12 protein-coding genes are annotated in these 16,980 nt (G+C 43.6%); 2 read left to right on the top strand and 10 right to left on the bottom strand.

Annotation, left to right across the window (positions count from 1 at the left end):
- Nucleotides 1-84: 84 nt before the first annotated feature.
- On the top strand, nt 85-1,884 hold the full coding sequence (locus tag G586_RS0109595) for a methyl-accepting chemotaxis protein (protein WP_026527597.1): 1,800 nt from the start codon (nt 85-87) through the stop codon (nt 1,882-1,884).
- Between the two features lie 237 nt (nt 1,885-2,121).
- Entirely contained in the window at nt 2,122-2,934 is an 813-nt protein-coding gene (locus G586_RS0109590; protein WP_026527596.1) for a hypothetical protein, read from the top strand.
- A 44-nt stretch (nt 2,935-2,978) separates the two neighbouring features.
- Here G586_RS0109590 and G586_RS0109585 read toward each other — a convergent pair whose 3' ends face one another.
- The 10 genes from G586_RS0109585 to G586_RS0109540 form a co-directional block, all read right to left on the bottom strand.
- Nucleotides 2,979-4,052: an ABC transporter substrate-binding protein gene (locus G586_RS0109585; protein ID WP_035772926.1), complete on the bottom strand. Its 1,074-nt coding sequence runs from the start codon at nt 4,050-4,052 to the stop codon at nt 2,979-2,981.
- A 197-nt stretch (nt 4,053-4,249) separates the two neighbouring features.
- A complete protein-coding gene (locus G586_RS0109580) occupies nt 4,250-5,170 on the bottom strand; it encodes a hypothetical protein (RefSeq protein ID WP_035772924.1) in 921 nt (306 codons plus the stop codon).
- 132 nt (nt 5,171-5,302) lie between these two features.
- Nucleotides 5,303-6,964, bottom strand: a complete 1,662-nt coding sequence (locus tag G586_RS0109575; RefSeq protein ID WP_330363259.1) for an ABC transporter substrate-binding protein — start codon at nt 6,962-6,964, stop codon at nt 5,303-5,305.
- Nucleotides 6,961-7,836, bottom strand: coding sequence for a carbohydrate ABC transporter permease (locus G586_RS0109570; RefSeq protein ID WP_026527592.1), 876 nt, complete (start codon nt 7,834-7,836; stop codon nt 6,961-6,963). The genes G586_RS0109575 and G586_RS0109570 overlap by 4 nt, the downstream gene beginning before the upstream one ends.
- Nucleotides 7,837-7,954: 118 nt before the next feature.
- Entirely contained in the window at nt 7,955-8,854 is a 900-nt protein-coding gene (locus tag G586_RS0109565) for a carbohydrate ABC transporter permease (RefSeq protein WP_026527591.1), read from the bottom strand.
- 6 nt (nt 8,855-8,860) lie between these two features.
- Nucleotides 8,861-10,090 carry an ABC transporter ATP-binding protein gene (locus tag G586_RS0109560; RefSeq protein WP_026527590.1) on the bottom strand — a complete coding sequence of 410 codons (1,230 nt, stop codon included), beginning with the start codon at nt 10,088-10,090 and terminating at the stop codon, nt 8,861-8,863.
- A gap of 137 nt (nt 10,091-10,227) precedes the next feature.
- Nucleotides 10,228-11,046, bottom strand: a complete 819-nt coding sequence (locus tag G586_RS0109555) for a PHP domain-containing protein (RefSeq protein WP_026527589.1) — start codon at nt 11,044-11,046, stop codon at nt 10,228-10,230.
- Nucleotides 11,047-11,217: 171 nt separating this feature from the next.
- Nucleotides 11,218-13,404 carry a beta-glucosidase gene (locus G586_RS22400; RefSeq protein ID WP_051204686.1) on the bottom strand — a complete coding sequence of 729 codons (2,187 nt, stop codon included), beginning with the start codon at nt 13,402-13,404 and terminating at the stop codon, nt 11,218-11,220.
- Nucleotides 13,405-13,537: 133 nt separating this feature from the next.
- A complete protein-coding gene (locus G586_RS0109545) occupies nt 13,538-14,707 on the bottom strand; it encodes a serine hydrolase domain-containing protein (protein WP_026527588.1) in 1,170 nt (389 codons plus the stop codon).
- Between the two features lie 209 nt (nt 14,708-14,916).
- A complete protein-coding gene (locus G586_RS0109540; protein ID WP_026527587.1) occupies nt 14,917-16,929 on the bottom strand; it encodes a glycoside hydrolase family 31 protein in 2,013 nt (670 codons plus the stop codon).
- Nucleotides 16,930-16,980: the final 51 nt, after the last annotated feature.

Raw genomic sequence — 16,980 nt, 5'->3', positions numbered from 1 at the left:
ATTATGGTTCATTAGCTCATTCTTTTGGAATTGTGTGAAAGACCCATACTCTTTTCTTTTTGACCTTATGGGGAGGCGAAAAAAATGGCATACGAGAGAAATGAAACCACCGAGATGAGTTCGCAAAAAGGCGGGTTCTTCCAGACAATCCTGTTCCAGAACATGGCCGTTAATATCATAATTTTGGTGGCCGTAATAATCATGACCATTGTAATGGTCAATGGTATGAAAACCATGATGTTTACAGCTGTTATGGCTAGCACAAATGAGGTTGATACCTTGATAGCAGAAGGAAAACTTCGTCAAGCTACTCTGCAGATTGATGGCAGCCTTAGCGCTCTCATAGGTGCAGCAAGCATGGAGAGCGTAGATGCGGAGACATTACAAGGCTATGCTGATACACTGAAAGCTGCAGAGGCAGAAATTCCTGATCTTACTGAATATCTTAGCACAAGCCTTATGGTAACCCAGGTTGCCGAAGGACCAGAACAGTACGCGGCGCTTGAGAGCTCACTTAATGCATTCCTTGCAGACGCCAACGCGATAATGGAGAGCTGTCTGGCAAGAGATATGGAGCCTGCATTTGCGGTTCTTTCATCAACATACTATCCAAACATGACAAGCCTAAACGCAAGCTATGATGCCGCTGAAGCATCAATTCAATCCCTGTCAACCGGCCTTAGTGATTATCTACAGCTCACACTGAACGCGTCTGTTAAAAATGCTGTTATAGGCATCATTCTCATCATATTATTCATTCTTGCAGGACTTGTCCTCAGCATCACAAGAATAAGCCGCAAGATCAATGCCATCTCGAGCGAAGTAGGCGCGATTATCGATAATATAAATGCAGGAAAAGGTGACCTTACCGCCCGCATTCAGACCGAAACCAAAACTGAGCTGTGGTCCATCACAGATGGAATCAATCAGTTCATAAGCACCCTTCAGGGAATCATCCGCGATGTAAAAGACGGCGCCGATGTCCTTACATCCTCAGCAGATGAAATGACTGATCAGATTCAGAAAGCAAGTGATAACATCACAAATACTTCTGCTGCTTTGCAGGAGCTCTCTGCAAGCATGGATACAGTTTCAACCACGGCTGACCAGATCACCGAGAGACTTGACGAAGTCAAGGATGCAGCAGACGACATTAGAAAAGAAGCAGCTGAAGGTGCACAGACAGCAGTTTCGATCAAGACAGAGGCTGATGAGATCAAGGTTGCCGCAACGCAGAAGAAAGAAAACACCGGCGCCAAGATCACAGAGCTTAACGAGGTTCTTCAGATTTCTGTTAAGGATAGCGAAAAAGTATCACAGATCAACGAGCTTACAAATGTCATTTTGGATATCGCTTCCCAGACTAACCTTCTGGCCCTCAACGCATCTATTGAGGCTGCAAGAGCAGGAGAAGCCGGTAAGGGCTTTGCAGTCGTAGCTGAAGAAATCAGCGCACTTGCCGAAAACAGCCGCCAGACTGCCGGCAATATCCAGGTTATCAGTAACGAAGTAACTTCTGCTGTTAAGAGCCTTTCAAACAACGCTCTGGAGGTTATCGATTTCATCAACAATACCGTTATATCCGATTATGATGCTTTCGTTGAAACCGGTGACAAATATGAACAGGCAGCTATCATGATGGACGATATGCTTGGAAAATTCTCAGACAAAGCAGATAACCTTAACACCATCATGGATCGCATGGCTGATTCCGTTGAATCCATCACAGAATCAGTTAAGCAGAGTACAGAAGCCATTGGTCTTTCCGCATCGAACTCCACTGAAATCGTAGGCGAGATTCAGGGCATCGACAATGCTATGCTTGACAACAACAAGGTAACAGAGAGACTTAACCAGAGCACAAGTATATTTGTGAATCTGTAATACCCATATTATTGATCGCAATCCCCTAAATATAATAAATCAAGGCAGGAACCGGCTATGGTTTCTGCCTTTTTTATTTTATCTTATTATCCCAATTTTTCATTCCGCAACACCATATTTATGGTATAATATATTTAAGTACATACTATATATTGTGCTTTGTGTTTGTTACAGTCGTTCTACGATTTTTCGGGGATGGATCACTTTTTTGATGAAAAAAGTTTTTTGGGGGGAGTCATGGACTACGATTATCTTTCTTCGGTTGTTTCAAATTACAGTAATCTTACATCATTGAATTCATTATCAGGGGGATTACTTAGCGGAACTTCCAGCCTTGGCAGTGCTTCTGCATTAGCCAGTCTCGGAAGCTCTCTTGATGTCTCTGATTCCACCAGCGCTCTTGCAAGCGCAAATTCCTTTTCAAGCATCCTCGGAATGGTCATGAAATCGGATCTTTTAGGACAGACAGCTGCCTCTGAAGATTCTGCCGAGACCATAGCCAGCGAACTGGCAGAAGAGGCCAGGGACAGACTCATTGGTATCGCAGGTGCAGCATCTGATGGCACTGCTGATGGTGAAGCCAGGAGTAATCTGATTCTTCAAAACTACCTCTACACTGCTATGATGAAGGATTCCCTGGATAATACTCTTACTGACAACGCTGATTTTACATCAGGTCTTTTCTCCGACCTCGCAGTAGGCACGGAAGATGATAATGGCAATTCTGCACTGAGTTCACTTCAGGATTCAGCGCTTTCCGCTATAAGCAGCTATTCTAACTACAAGTCACTTCTGGATAATTCTCTTGGAACAAGTGCTCTCTCTTCAGCACTGGAGGATACTTCTGATGAAGACAACGTAATTTCATCATATCAGGGACAGGGCTCTCTTCTAAGAGAGATGCTCGCAAGTCTCTCAGATGATCTTATGACTACATCTGCTGCTTCTTCGGGAGCAGGAGATTCTCACAGCATAGAATCGCACATGAGAAATATTGATAACAGAGCTTCTTATAACTCAAGACTTCGCTCAGCATACAGCAGAGCATAAAAATGAGCTGCAACGTTTTGTTGCAGCTCTTTATCGTCAACACTCTAATAAGCATCCTCAACCGCTTTTTCATCCACAACCACTATAGGCTCAGTCACTTCCTCGCCCATGCTGTTGAAGTATGTTATCGATGGAATTATGTCCTCAGCGGCGTACCAGGTCTCGCTCATAGTTGTTTCCGGCTGTACTTCTATGCCATTTTCCAAATCCGATATAAGCTTAAGACAATCAGGTCCCTGAAGTGGATTGCACTGAAAATCTGCGTTAATCGACCCGTCCAGCACTTTCTTAAGCCCTGCGGTACAGGCATCAAACGAAATAATTATGACATCTCCCCCAACTCCATAGCTGATGCCATGGGCATCAAGACTTTCCATTATTCCAAAAGCCATGTTGTCATTCTGAGATACTATCACATTAAACTGTCCTTCATATTCCTCACAGAACAGGTCCATGATGCGTTTTCCGCCTTCCTCGGTGAATTCGCCATCAAGCGAATCTATTATATTCCAGCCTTCATACTCAATATATTTATGAAAACCCGCTGTTCTTCCATTCTCAGCTGAGGAACCCTTATTTCCTGTTACCTCCAGAATGTTTATCTCCTTTATTCCTTTTTCATTCGCATAACTCTTTAGCCATTCACCGGCAGCCAGACCTTCATCTGTAAATTCCGATCCAAGCCATGTGACATAGTTCTCGGAATCATCGATAGTCCTGTCAATTACTATTACAGGAATATCGGCGTCCTCTGCCTTTTCGAGTATATCATCCCAGCCCGTAGATACTATAGGAGCAATGAGAATGTAATCAACTCCCTTTTCAATAAAGTCGAGAATCGCCTCGCGCTGGACATCAATATCATTGTCACAGTCAACCAGCTCCAGTGTAATCCCATTCTCTTTACTAAGCGCCTCTTTAACAGAATTTGTTTCAGCTGATCTCCAGTCAGATTCATGCCCTACCTGCGCAAAGCCTACATAGAGCTCTCTTTTAAGCTTTATGCTATCATTTCTGCCTGAAGAAGATGCGCACCCAAAAAGCATAAATGCTGTCATAGCAAAAACCAGAATGAGCGAAAGAAATCTTTTAATTTTCCCGGCTGACAAGATCCTCATGTGCATAATCTCCATACTCACAGTCAAAAATTGCATTTCAAGAAAAAACCTGTTGCGAATTAGCAATAACGCAAAAAGGCGCTACCATTATTATGATAGCGCCTTTAAATACCTAATTCTATTTAATTTCTATTAAATCTTCCTTAGCCCTGATCCTGTTTTATCCCCATCAAAGCCTCGACTGTTTAACGGAATGATTACTTAACAGTAACCTTTGTGATGTGGGGGTTAACGCCCTCATACCAGTAAAGGAAGCCTTCCATATCTACCTTGTCGCCAACGTTCAGAGCCTCAACAGCCTTATAAACATCTGAATCCTTGTCGCAGAGATAAGACTCAACAGTAAATGTATAAGTCTTGCCATCAGCAGAAACATTGAAGTAAAGGTCATCACCCTGTGAACCTGAACCATCATAGTTGTAAAGGAAAGCTACTTCGTTTCCTTCAGCATCTGTGCTGGGCTCAACAGTCATATCTGTGAAAGCTACAAACTCGTTCTGATGATCAATTACAGAATCGCTTGCAAGATCAGCTGTGATGTCTGTTGCTTCAGCAACATAGTTTCCATCCTCGATCTCGTATGTAGCATCAACAATCTCAACCTCACCGGACCACTCAGACTTAAAGCCTGTTACCTTAATCTTTGTTCCCTGAGTAAGCTTCTCGTAATCCTCCTCAGAGCAAGGCATGTTGTAAAGGAAATATGCACCGTCCTCAGCCTGTGTATAGAAAGTAGCAACGCCTACGCCGTCGTTCTCCCACCAGCCCTGCTTAGCCTGTACATAAGTCTCAACAGTAACCTCTGACTCAAGCTCAGCTGCGATGAAATCGTCGTGTGTCATAACCTCGCCTGCAGCAGCATCGCTCTCTTCAGCAGTCTCTTCCTCTGCTGTCTCTTCTTCTGTAGTCTCCTCTGCTGTCTCTTCCTCTGCTGTTTCTTCCTCAGTTGTCTCCTCAGCTGCTTCTTCAGTAGTTTCTTCAACTGCCTCTGCAGCTTCCTCTGTGCTCTCAGCTGTTGCAGGTGCCTCAGCGGGAGCCTCTGTCTTTGCGTTGCCGCATCCGATCATGCTAACTGCGAATGCAACTGCTAACAATGTAGCGATAGTCTTATTTTTCATAATTTTTTCCTCCTGTAAAGGCAGATGACCAATCCAGCTGAATTTACAATAATTCCATATCAGCTTTTGGCGTACTGCCGTTAACATTATCGCGGATTATTATACACCATTATTTTGAAAAAAACTATTTTCTTATTTATCTGCTTCATTTTTCCTGAATGAAAAATAATATACAGCGATAATGATCCAAACTCCGACTAAAATTCTTATAAGCCATTTGGATATTTCCGGAAGCGGTCCAAGCTCGGCTTTTCCTGCTGTGACTGCTCCTGTAGAATCCAGATGATAAAGGCTTCGTGTATCATCATAAAGCTTATCTATATATTCATCATCCACATTCTTCTTTCTGCGCACAGCCTTGGTGACATTCTCAATCAGCGAGCCCGCTGCATCCCTAAGAGACGTGGAGCCATTGAATACACTGGTTACAAATGTATATCTCTGGTTATCAAGAAGAAGCTTTGTCGCAGCGATTTTTACATCATAGTGTGCGCTGTTGTCCTCTCCCGCTCTGCTTAAGTAATCCACATATTCGTCAGACTTCTGAGCCTTGGTGGTTACAGGAACATAACCTTCTGTCTGCGCATAAGCCATCTGAACATCATTTGTGAGCATATACTGCGCAAAAAGCCAGGAAGCAAGCACTACCTGCGGATCAGACTTGTTGAAAATACAAATCGAGGGACCCTGAGATATCATGGCATATCTTGGTCTGCCGTCTGTAACAGGTGCTTCCTTTGGCACAACCTGTGGCACCGGATAAACCACTGTCTCAAAATCAACTATCTTGTCTTGCGCAATATCACAAAGCGGTGCATTGGTTCCCATCCATGTGGAACCAGCTGTCGAATCCACAGCGAAAATGCATTGACCCGCATTCAGGAAATTTGCGGGATAACCGGATATCTTAAAGGTGGAAAAAGCACCGGTTTTCGCATGCTGTGCTATGTTCTTGAGGTTTTCTTTAGTATCATCGCTAAATAGGCCTATATCACCGTTTGAATTGGAATACTCCTTACCCTGCTGCTTAAGCATCTGGATCATCATGTTATCTGTGGACTTGTAAATAAAAGGTATCAGCACCTTCTGCCCATTCAGCTTGAAGGTTCCGTCTTCATTTTTTTCAAGTGCTGCCTCAGAAACCTCCCATACAAAATCCCATGTAAGCACCTCAGGCATCTCGAAGCCAAGCTTTTCCACATAATCCTTATTCACGTAACATGCCTCAGTGGAGCGCATATATGGAACGGCATAATGATTCTGACCAATCATACATTCAAACAAAAACTCAGGAACTATCTCTTCCTTTGTGGGGCCATCAAATTTCAGCTCGCTTCCTCCAAGACCATACTTTTCATCTGCGAAAAGATCATCAAGCGGTACCACAGTATCGGCGCCCATCATATATGTAGCAATATGATCAGGATACGTAATGCAGACATTTGGCGTTGTATTCGTGGAGATATTGGTTATTACATCGTTGTAGATTTTTCCATAGTCCGTGTACAGACGGATCGTGACATCTATATTAGGGTAAAGCTTCTCAAAATCGCTTATGGCTCTTTCATAAATCTTGGTCTGGGTCTTATTTGTGTCGTTCTTAGCCCAGAATGTAAGCTCTATCTTTTTACTCTCATCAAAAGCTTCCGGAATATCAAAACCTCTTTCCTCCTTACTGCCATGGCAGGCTGTAAGAGAAAGCGATCCGGCAATCATCGTAGCAGCCATTCCAAATGAAAAGAGTGTTTTTGCGACTTTTTTCCTGAATACCCCGCTTAGCAAATTCGGCATCATCCCTTCGTACCTCCTCTTGCAACTCCGGCCATAATCTTCTTTCTGAAAACTAGGAAGAGTATCATCAGCGGCACTGAAATCGCAACCACTGCTGCCATCATGGCGGGTATATTTTCGCGTCCAAAACCGTTTTCACGTATCTCCTGAATACCGTTGGAAACGAGGAAATAGTTGGAATCATCGGTGATAAGACGAGGCCACACATAGGAATTCCAGCACTCAATTACCTTCAAGATGGTAATGGTGATAATAGTTGGCTTAGAGATTGGAATCATGACACGCCATAAAAATCTCATGTCACTTGTGCCGTCAACCTTTGCTGCCTTATACAGCTCATCGGGAATCTGCTCAAAGTTCTCTTTTAGCAGATAAATGTAGAAAACCGAGATTACGGACGGAAGTACCAGACCCTGATAGGAATTGCGCATATTAAGGTCTGTGATCGTAACATAATTAGTTATGATAACAAGCTCATTGGGAATCATCATCAGCGATAAAAAGAGAGCAAATACGAGATTTTTCCCCGGGAATTCAAGTCTTGAAAATGCAAATGCCGACAAAACCACAATAACCAGCATAATGGCTGTTGTGATGATTGTGAAAATCGCTGTGTTTATCAGATATCTTCCCAGTGTCACTTCCGTAAATGCACTCACATAGTTCTGAATAGTGGGTGAAGTTATGATAAGTCTCGGCACATACTCACTATTGTAGGAACTGTAGCTTTTAAAGGATGTGAGAATCATCCAGTAAAAAGGGAACAGAACTATTAATGCCCAGAATGTGAGGAATGTATATTTTACGATTCCCTGGGTTATTTTTCCTGCCCTATCGCGGGCTTCGATTTTTTCGTAGTCTATGTTGTCTTGCATGTGGCCCTCATCCGGCTGCTGCGCAGCCACCTTCCCCCAGAGGGGGAAGGCATAAATAATTATTTCTTCATCCTTCCAAAAGGAAGGCATATTTTTTGCAAATAGATAAATCAAATGTTTACTGATAATATACTGTCTTCTCACTCACAAGAAGATTAATTACAGTTATCGTGAACACAATTGCAAACAGGATAATGGCTGCTGCCGATGCGTAGGAAGGATAGCCTCCGCTGTTACCGTAAAGCATGTCATAGATATAACCAACAATTGTATTCATTCCCGCGGCGTTAAGGTCAGTTCCGAAAAGTGCAACCTCATCGCTGTATGCTTTAAACGCGCCAATGAATCCGGTGATTACAAGATAAAAAATCATAGGGGAAATCATTGGAAGCGTAATCTTGAAAAAGATCCTCCACTTTGGAGTAGCATCTATCTGAGCTGCCTTGTAATAAATCGGATCCACCGATGCCAGATTGCTGGTGAGAATCAGTATCTTAAACGGTAATACTACCCAGATAGTGTAAAAGCACATTACAAACATTTTTGCCGCATAAGGTCCATCGATAAAGTCGATGCTCTCTCCGCCAAAGACATTTATAAGTGCGTTTACCATTCCGTCCGTGTAGGCCGTTTTTTGGAACAGGATCATGAAAACCAGTCCTACGGCCAGTGTATTGGTCACATAGGGCAGGAAATAGATTGTCTGAAAAAGCTCTCTGAGCTTCCCAATCGAGCTTAAAGCTATGGAAATAATCAATGCTATCCCTGTAGATAGCGGCACTGTAATAAGCACAATAAGGAAAGTGTTCTTAAGCGCCTGAATAAAATATGGGTCGTGCAAAACATAAGAGTAATTATAAATACCAATCCCAAAATAATTCTGGGATGCAAAGTTATAGCCTTCCTCAAAGGAGTACACAAATACATCTATCATCGGATAGACAAGGAATGCACCTAAAAATATGATTGCCGGCAAAAGGCATAGCCAGGCAGTTAGAATCTGTTTCTTATTAGTCATATGAGGTTATCTTATTACCTCCTCCGTCTCAGCATCAAAAATATGAACCTTTGATGGCTTTAACCTAAAGCACACTTCACCACCAACAAATTGCGGCCTCGTATCAGAAGGGATAATCGCCCTTATCACGGTTCCGTCAAAAGCTTCGTGATAGCAGATAATACTTGTATCACGTCCCATAACTTCCATTTTTCTAAACTCGCATTTAAGAACTCCGAAGCCATTCCCGGCCTTAGAGGTAGCGTTTCCGTTTTGGTCCCCGCTGTTATCAGTTATAGTCTCTGCATCTGACAGCGCCTCAAAGCCCTCCGGTCTTATTCCGACATATACCTGCCTTGTCTCTGTGCCACCGGGATTTTGAGTTGCTTCTGACAATTTACCCTTTGCACAGTCCCTGCCGGCCTTTCCGCAGAGTTCATTCATATCCATAATATAATCGTTTCCAATGAAAAGTGAGCTGCCTCTGATCTCGCCTCTAAAAACATTGATCTGAGGTGAACCAAGGAACTTTGCAACAAACAGGTTGTCAGGATAGTCATAGACATCCTGAGGTGAGCCATACTGCATTATCCTGCCATCCTTCATTACAACTATGGCATCGCAGATACTCATAGCCTCTTCCTGATCATGGGTTACAAAAATCGTGGTTATTCCGGTCTCTATCTGGATGCGCTTTAACTCCTCTCTTGTCTGGAGACGAAGTCTGGCGTCAAGATTTGATAACGGCTCATCCAAAAGCAGAACTCTGGGCTGTTTTACAAGTGCTCTGGCAATCGCAACTCTCTGCTGTTGTCCGCCGGACATCTCAGCAGGTTTTCTATCCATAAGCTGCTCAATCTGCACAAGCTTCGCAGCCTGCAGCACCTTGGCATTCATCTGCTCCTTGGTAAGCTTATCCTTACCTCTTAGATTCTCAAGTGGAAATCTGATGTTATCCCTTACATTCAGATGGGGATACAGCGCATAATTCTGAAAAACAAGCCCCACTCCGCGATTTTCAGGTGGCAGTTCAGTCACGTCATCATCTCCGAAATATATCCTGCCGGAAGTTGGTTTCTCAAGGCCGCTGATAAGATTAAGAACTGTACTTTTTCCGCAGCCGGAAGGACCGAGGAGCCCAATGAGCTTCCCGTCCGGTATTTCGTGATCAAAGCTGTTCACGGCGATGACGTCACCCTTTATTTTTTTGTTTCTGTTTGGGAATTTCTTAGTGAGATTCTCTAAAACTATTTTCATACGTTGCCCTCATCCGGCTGCTTCGCAGCCACCTTCCCCCAGTGGGGGAAGGCATATATATTATATCTTTATGCCTGGCCACTGTAATTGTTTTCCAGGCACATAATAATTTATATGCCTGGCCCCAAATGTCTGCTTTAACCCTGCTCGGAAAAATCGATTTCCGGGAAGCCGGCCGCGTAGTACTGAGAGAGGAAGCTCTCGCTGTCGCGGTTCATGATAAGCTCCTGTGGAAAATGAATTTCCTCAAGCATTGCTATTGCCGTAGGAAATCTACCGATATCAGTTGCAATGTGGGCATCGGTATTGACGCAGATACTTACCCCAAGCTCCGCGCATCTTACAGCAATCTCTTTGCATCTTGAAGCGATATCGCCGCTCCAAATGACGCTATGCTCATTTATTTCAATTGGCTTATGAAGCTCTTTTGCCCTGTTCAGAACCTCATCGGTTTCAAAAGGAATACCGGCTCTTCCGATATGCCCAAGCATCAGGATTCGCGGATCCTCCAAAACTGTTATATACATCTGTGTCGCCTGATTACTGGTAATGCCCTGAAGCCCCCACTTCCCATGGACACTTGCTATTATAAAATCAAGTCGCTCAGTTGTTCTCTGAAATAAATCTTTGTCATCCTTATACGGATCCCCTACAATTGATTTTTTTATCGGAAGTCCCATTCCAAAGAGGTATCCTTCAGGATTCACAATATCCACCTCACAGCCACGAAGAAGCTTAACGTTGTGCCATAGTCTTCTCCAACAGTTCTGATTAGTGAAAAACTGATATGACCTGAGATCCTCATCTTCAGCAACGACCATTGAACTAAAATGATCGGTACTGGCCAGAAGCTCTAATCCCAGGGACTCAGCTTCACGCACATTCTCTTCTATGGTCGAGTATGCGTGAGCTGAAAATAATGTGTGCGTGTGTAGGTCACACTTTATCGTTAGCATGTTTCCCCCTCATCCGGCACTTCGTGCCACCTTGTCTTCGCTCCGCTCCGGTCGGCGCAAAACCAACGTCCCCCGGACGTTGTGCGCCCCCAAGGGGAAGGCTTATAAGTTTCTTTTTTCAAAAGTTTCCTCAAAAACACTTAACAACAGCTATCCGCTCAAACCCATAAATCAAAATATATCCATAAGCTCTGCGCTGTTAAATCCTATAGCGTATCTTCCCATGCCGACTCTGTCCCGCACGTTTACTTCAAATTCTATCTCAGAATTTGCGCGAAGATATATCTTTTCAAAGCCCACAAGCTCAAGATAATCGTGTATCTCGTCAGGCAGACGATAAACCTGTATGATCTCGGCACCATCCTGATCGGATTTGTTTGTCAGTGTGCCCTTTGCCGCATGTCTGCCGGTATTAAAGGACAGGTTAGAAATCTCAAAATTCGAATATGTAAGTCCATAACCAAATGGAAACTGGACCGAAATATTTCCTTTGTAGATATGGCGGTATCCGATGTCAAAGCGCTCTTTATAATGAACGATATCAGTTCCTCCAAAGTCTCCAATGCTATTAGCCGAGCAATCTGCTGCCGATTTATAGAAGGTCTCCGGCAGATGACCGCATGGATTGATATCGCCAAGGATAACCTCAGCAAGTGCGTTTCCGCCCTCCATGCCATTATAATACATCCACACCAGTGCCTTGCAGTCATCCAGCCACTTTGTCATGTCAACGACACTGCCTCCGATCATGGTGACAATTGTGTCCGGACGTTCCTTCAAAAGTTCCACAAGAAGTTCATTCTGATCATAAGGAAGATTCAAATTCTCTCTGTCAAATCCCTCGCGGTCGATGTCATGATTGAGACCACCTACAAAAATAACATAATCATAATCCTTGCAGGCTTCAATAGCCTCTGCTCTAAGCTTTTTCCGCAGTTTTTCGAGGGCTTCCTCATCTGCCTTAGCCAAAAGACAATTATCAAGTCCAAGGCTGTCAGTCCCCATTGCTCCCACTTCCTCAAAGATTTCATGCACACTCTTTGAATCAATATCATCATCCTCTGCGGATTTATCTGAGTCGTAGCCATCGAGGCTGGTGGCCTGCCAATTTGTACCCTCGTACGTGCAATCAAGCATTGGCGTACTTGCATAGCCTCTAAGATAATCAACCTTTGCAGCGCCGCCAATTCTCGACTTTAATCCCATGAGAGGTGTTATCTCATAAAGCGCCTTGATTTCTGCACTTCCTCCGCCATTTGAATGTGTCCTGTTAGCATTTTCACCTATCACAAGTATCTTCTTATTCTTGATCTGCGGCCTTATTATCGGAAGCAGCCCATCCTCATTTTTCAGTAAAACAACGCTTCCTCTTGCGATATCCAGACAATCCTGCCTTGCGGCAAAGGAATTGTAAGATGCATCCTTTCTGATCATCACATCTTCATCAAGCATATTAAGTCGCAGCATCAGGATTAGAATCCTTATGACCTTCTGATTAATAATTTCCTCATCAATCTCTCCGTTTTTCACCATTTTTAATAAAGGCTTCGCGAATTTATAATGATCAAAATCTCCTGTCACTGACATTTCGCAGTCAATATCAGCCTCGGCGCCTTTTCCGGTATCGTGGATTGCACCCCAGTCAGATACTGCAAATCCCTCATAACCCCACTTTTCTCTTAGTATCTCGTTTAAAAGGAATTTACTCTCACAGCAGTATTCTCCGCGAATCTTGTTATATGCGATCATAATACTGTATGGATCTGCCTGATCTATAACATCCTTGAAAACCTGCAGATAAAGATCCTCAAGAACATCATCATCAATATCTTCGTCAACCTCAAGTCTCGCAGTTTCCTGGTGATTCAAGGCAAAATGCTTAGGACATGCGGAAACATCCCAGCTCTGGACACCTTTAATATACTCTGTGGCAAGCTCAGATGTAAGGTAGGGATCCTCACTGAAATACTCAAAGTTTCTACCACACAGAGGCGATCTCTTAAGGTTCATACCGGGAGCAAGAATAATATCCTTGCCACGACCTCTGGCTTCCTGTCCCAGAACGCTTCCTGTTCTTCCCGCCAGATTCCTGTTCCAGGTAGCCGCAACCGCACTGTTGCACGGCAGATATGTCACATAATCATCGGTATTTCCAATAGGAATCCACTCATCCTTTTCATACTCTGCCCTAACCCCCATGGGGCCGTCAGACATGACGAGAGGTGGAATTCCAAGTCTCTCCACACCCTTCGTCTTGAAAAGTTCGTTTCCGTGAATCATTCCTATTTTTTCTTCCAATGTAAGTGCTTCAAGTATTTCCTCTGCACGGTATTTTAATGTTTGAATGCTTCCTTCCATCTTCAGCCCTTCCTGATTAATAATCACGAATCAGTTGACAGTATGTGGGATTACATGTTAATCCATTCTCATCTTAGCACACAGCCACTGAAGCATTCGTTAAATTACTATTAAAAAACAGTTATGCAAACGATTAAGCGAATACAATATTTCTCAGCTTTCTGGTTGTTATTCCTGTAGCGTAGTCGACTCTCTGAGTGAGCATCAGGAAGGTCGTTCTGCTCTCAGGGTCATTACAAAAGTAAGGCCCAAGCCAGCCATCCCAACCGTATTCACCTTCACCTGCGATGAGTCCCGCTTTCTCAGGATCCTTCATGATACGCATGAGATTCCCATATGAAAAGCCACCAAGTGCAGGCCATCCATTAGTCATATCCTTCTGCGGGCCCTCCTGAAGCTTTGATTCTGTCATGAAACGAACGGTTCTCTCTGTAAGAATTTCTTTTCCTTCAAAAGTTCCTCCGTTCATAAGCATTCTTGCAAAGTTAGCATAGTCATCAATCGTTGAGAAAATGCCTGCACCACCTGACTCAAACGCATTTTTCTTTCCATCGTCACGAATTCCCAGGTTGTTTCCACTATAGGGAACGGCTTCACCACTGCCCAGATCATAGGCAGTTGCATATCTGTCCATTTTTTCCTCCGGCACATAAAAATCCGTGTCCTTCATGTTTAGAGGCTCAAAGATTCTCTTCTTTAAAAATTCTCCGAATTTCATACCGGAAGCCTTCTCGATGACAGCTCCAAGCACATCTGCACTTGTTCCATATTGGAAATGATCACCCGGCTGGAAATTCAACGGGAATGTTCCCAGGCGCTCAGCAAATTCCATGGTGCTCATCATGTCATCTGTGGATAATCTCTCTATGAGTTCATTGTACAGCGCCCCTGTGCATACCTGCGCTACCGTATCATCTGCCGGGTATGTAAGACCGGATGTCATATCCAAAAGATCCTTGATAAACATCGGATGATCCTCCCTTACGGGATGCCTTAACCCATTCTCAATTGTGTACTGCTTCTTAAAGCTTTCTATATAGTTTCCGACAGGCTCATATGGCTCAATTATTCCGTCCTGAATAAGGAGCATTGCTGCCGCTGCTGTTATTGGCTTACTTTGAGAGTAAAGTCTTATTATGGTATCTCTTTTAAATGGCTTTTTCTGCTCAATATTTGCATATCCCGCATCTGCGTAAAATTCCTCCTTGCCGTCTTTAAGAACAAGGACGTTTAAGCCTGCCAGTTCCTTTGATTCTATTGCTCTGTTCATGCAATCTATGAGTAGTTGTTTTTTGTCGCGCATGGTGTCTCCTTTCTGACCCCTCATCCGTCAGCTTCGCTGACACCTTCCCCCACAGGGGGAAGGCAAAAAGAATATATCAATTCTCTTTTTTTTCTTAGAGAATATGTCAAAACTCTGTATTTAATTTCACTTAACCAGCTTACAACGTCCCCCAGGGGGGAAGGCTTTAGAATAATCTACTCCAAATGAGGTTAGAGAAATTTTTCTATTTATTTTAATAATCTATATACCGGAATAGACTCAATAGGCGCTGCTGCCTTGATTGTCTGTCCGCCGTCGTATATCTTGCCATCTCTTATATCTTCCCATTTTCCTTCCGGGAGATATACTTCTCTCTCATACTGATTAAGCTCAAGGATCGGAGCAACAAGATACTCACTTCCGAACATGTACTCATCATATACTTCCCAGCACTTTTTATCCTCCGGGAACTCGTAGAACAATGTTCTTATGATGGGTGCTCCGTTTTTGCTTGTCTCCTCGAAAAGTGATTTGATATATGGTTTAAGGTCATGTCTCAGCTTAAGCTGATCCTTCATAATCTTGAAGTTGTCCTCGCCATAGCTCCAAAGCTCGTTGTCCTGACCTGTGTGGAGATAACCGCCTCCAAAATCTCTGTTATCAAGCGGCGGAATGTCGTAAGGTCCTCTGTCTCCGTGAATTCTGAGGATTGGTGAAAATACCGCAAACTCATACCATCTGATTAGGAGCTGTCTGAAATCAGGATCATTTACATCGTCAGTCATAAATCCGCCGATATCCGTTGTCCACCAGGAAATTCCGGCAAGGCCCATATTAAGTCCTGCTGCCAGCTGGTCTCTCAACGCCTCAAATGTGCTTGGAACATCACCTGACCAGACTACATTTCCGTACTTCTGGCTTCCTACCCATGCAGAGCGAAGAAGATTAACTACAGGCTTATCCTGTACTTTTTTCATATTGTCATAGAAAACTCTACTGTAGCACTGAGGATAAATATTACTTACCTCCAGTGCAGGTCCCATGTAGTATCTAAGTGAATCGAAATCATACTTAACAAGATCAGGCTCGGAGTTATCAAGCCAGAACATATCAATTCCCAGATCATAGTAGTTCTTTTTGCAAATCTCCCACACATAATCTCTTGCTTCGGGATTGGTTGCATCAAAAACAGTGCAGTCGCCCTGATAATCGTAGTTCTGAAGACCGCCTCTCTCATTTTTCACAAGAAGGCCTCTCTCAAGCATGTCGTAAAAATGCTCACTTCTCTTATCAACTGAAGGCCATACTGAAACCATAACCTTTATGCCCATGCTGTGGAGTTCATCCACCATGGCCTTGGGATCCGGCCAATAGGTCTCGTCAAACTTCCAGTCTCCCTGAACTGTCCAATGGAAAAAGTCGATTACAATACAGTCGATCGGCACTCCTTTTTCCTTACAGGTGCGGGCTACCGTAAGAACCTCTTCCTGTGTGCGGTAACGAAGCTTACACTGCCAAAGACCCAAAAGCTCATCAGGCATCTGTGGTGCACGACCTGTTACCCCTGTATAATTTTCAATTATCTGTCTTGGTGTATCATCCACTGTAATCCAGTAATCGAGTTCCTTTGAAGCTTCTGTAACCCATTCTGTGTAGTTATTTCCAAAGGTTACTCTTCCAACTGCCGGATTATTCCACAAAAATCCATACCCAAGGCTTGAAAGCGCAAACGGAACAGAAACCTGAGAATTCCTCTGCTCGAGATCCAGAATGCAGCCCTTCAGATCTGTGTAAGGCTGCTGGTACTGACCCATGCCAAAGATTTTCTCGCCGTCATTGCTCTCGAATTTCTGAATTATGCGATAATCGCCACCAACATGGGGCTTATAATCACGATTAATGTATTTAAGGCATCTTGATTCTTTCGACTCAGTTCCACCGTAGCAGCGGAAATACTCGCGAAGAATGAAATCATCAGGACCGCTGTTGTCCTTTTTATAAAAAGTGATAACGCCGGCAAAATTCACAGTTGCCTCTATTTTGCCATTTGAAATCTTAGCAAAGGGGCCATCAGCTCTCTCTGTGATAGTAACCTTAGCCTCATTTCCTGATACAGACTCTGTCAGTGCCCAGTCCCTCCCGGTAAAATCCGGATACATGGTACTTCTGACTCTCAGGGAATTCTTACCCCAGGGCTCAATTTGCAGAGTTTCTCCCTGTCTTTTTGCAATTAGTGCTCCATCCTTCTCCCTAAATACCATACTGTCTCCTCCAATTCTCTGTCCTACATTTTTCCCAAAAGCCTCTATATA

The organism is Butyrivibrio sp. VCD2006, assembly GCF_000423925.1.
Lineage (GTDB): Bacteria > Bacillota > Clostridia > Lachnospirales > Lachnospiraceae > Butyrivibrio.
This window is presented reverse-complemented; position numbering and strand designations above follow the sequence as displayed.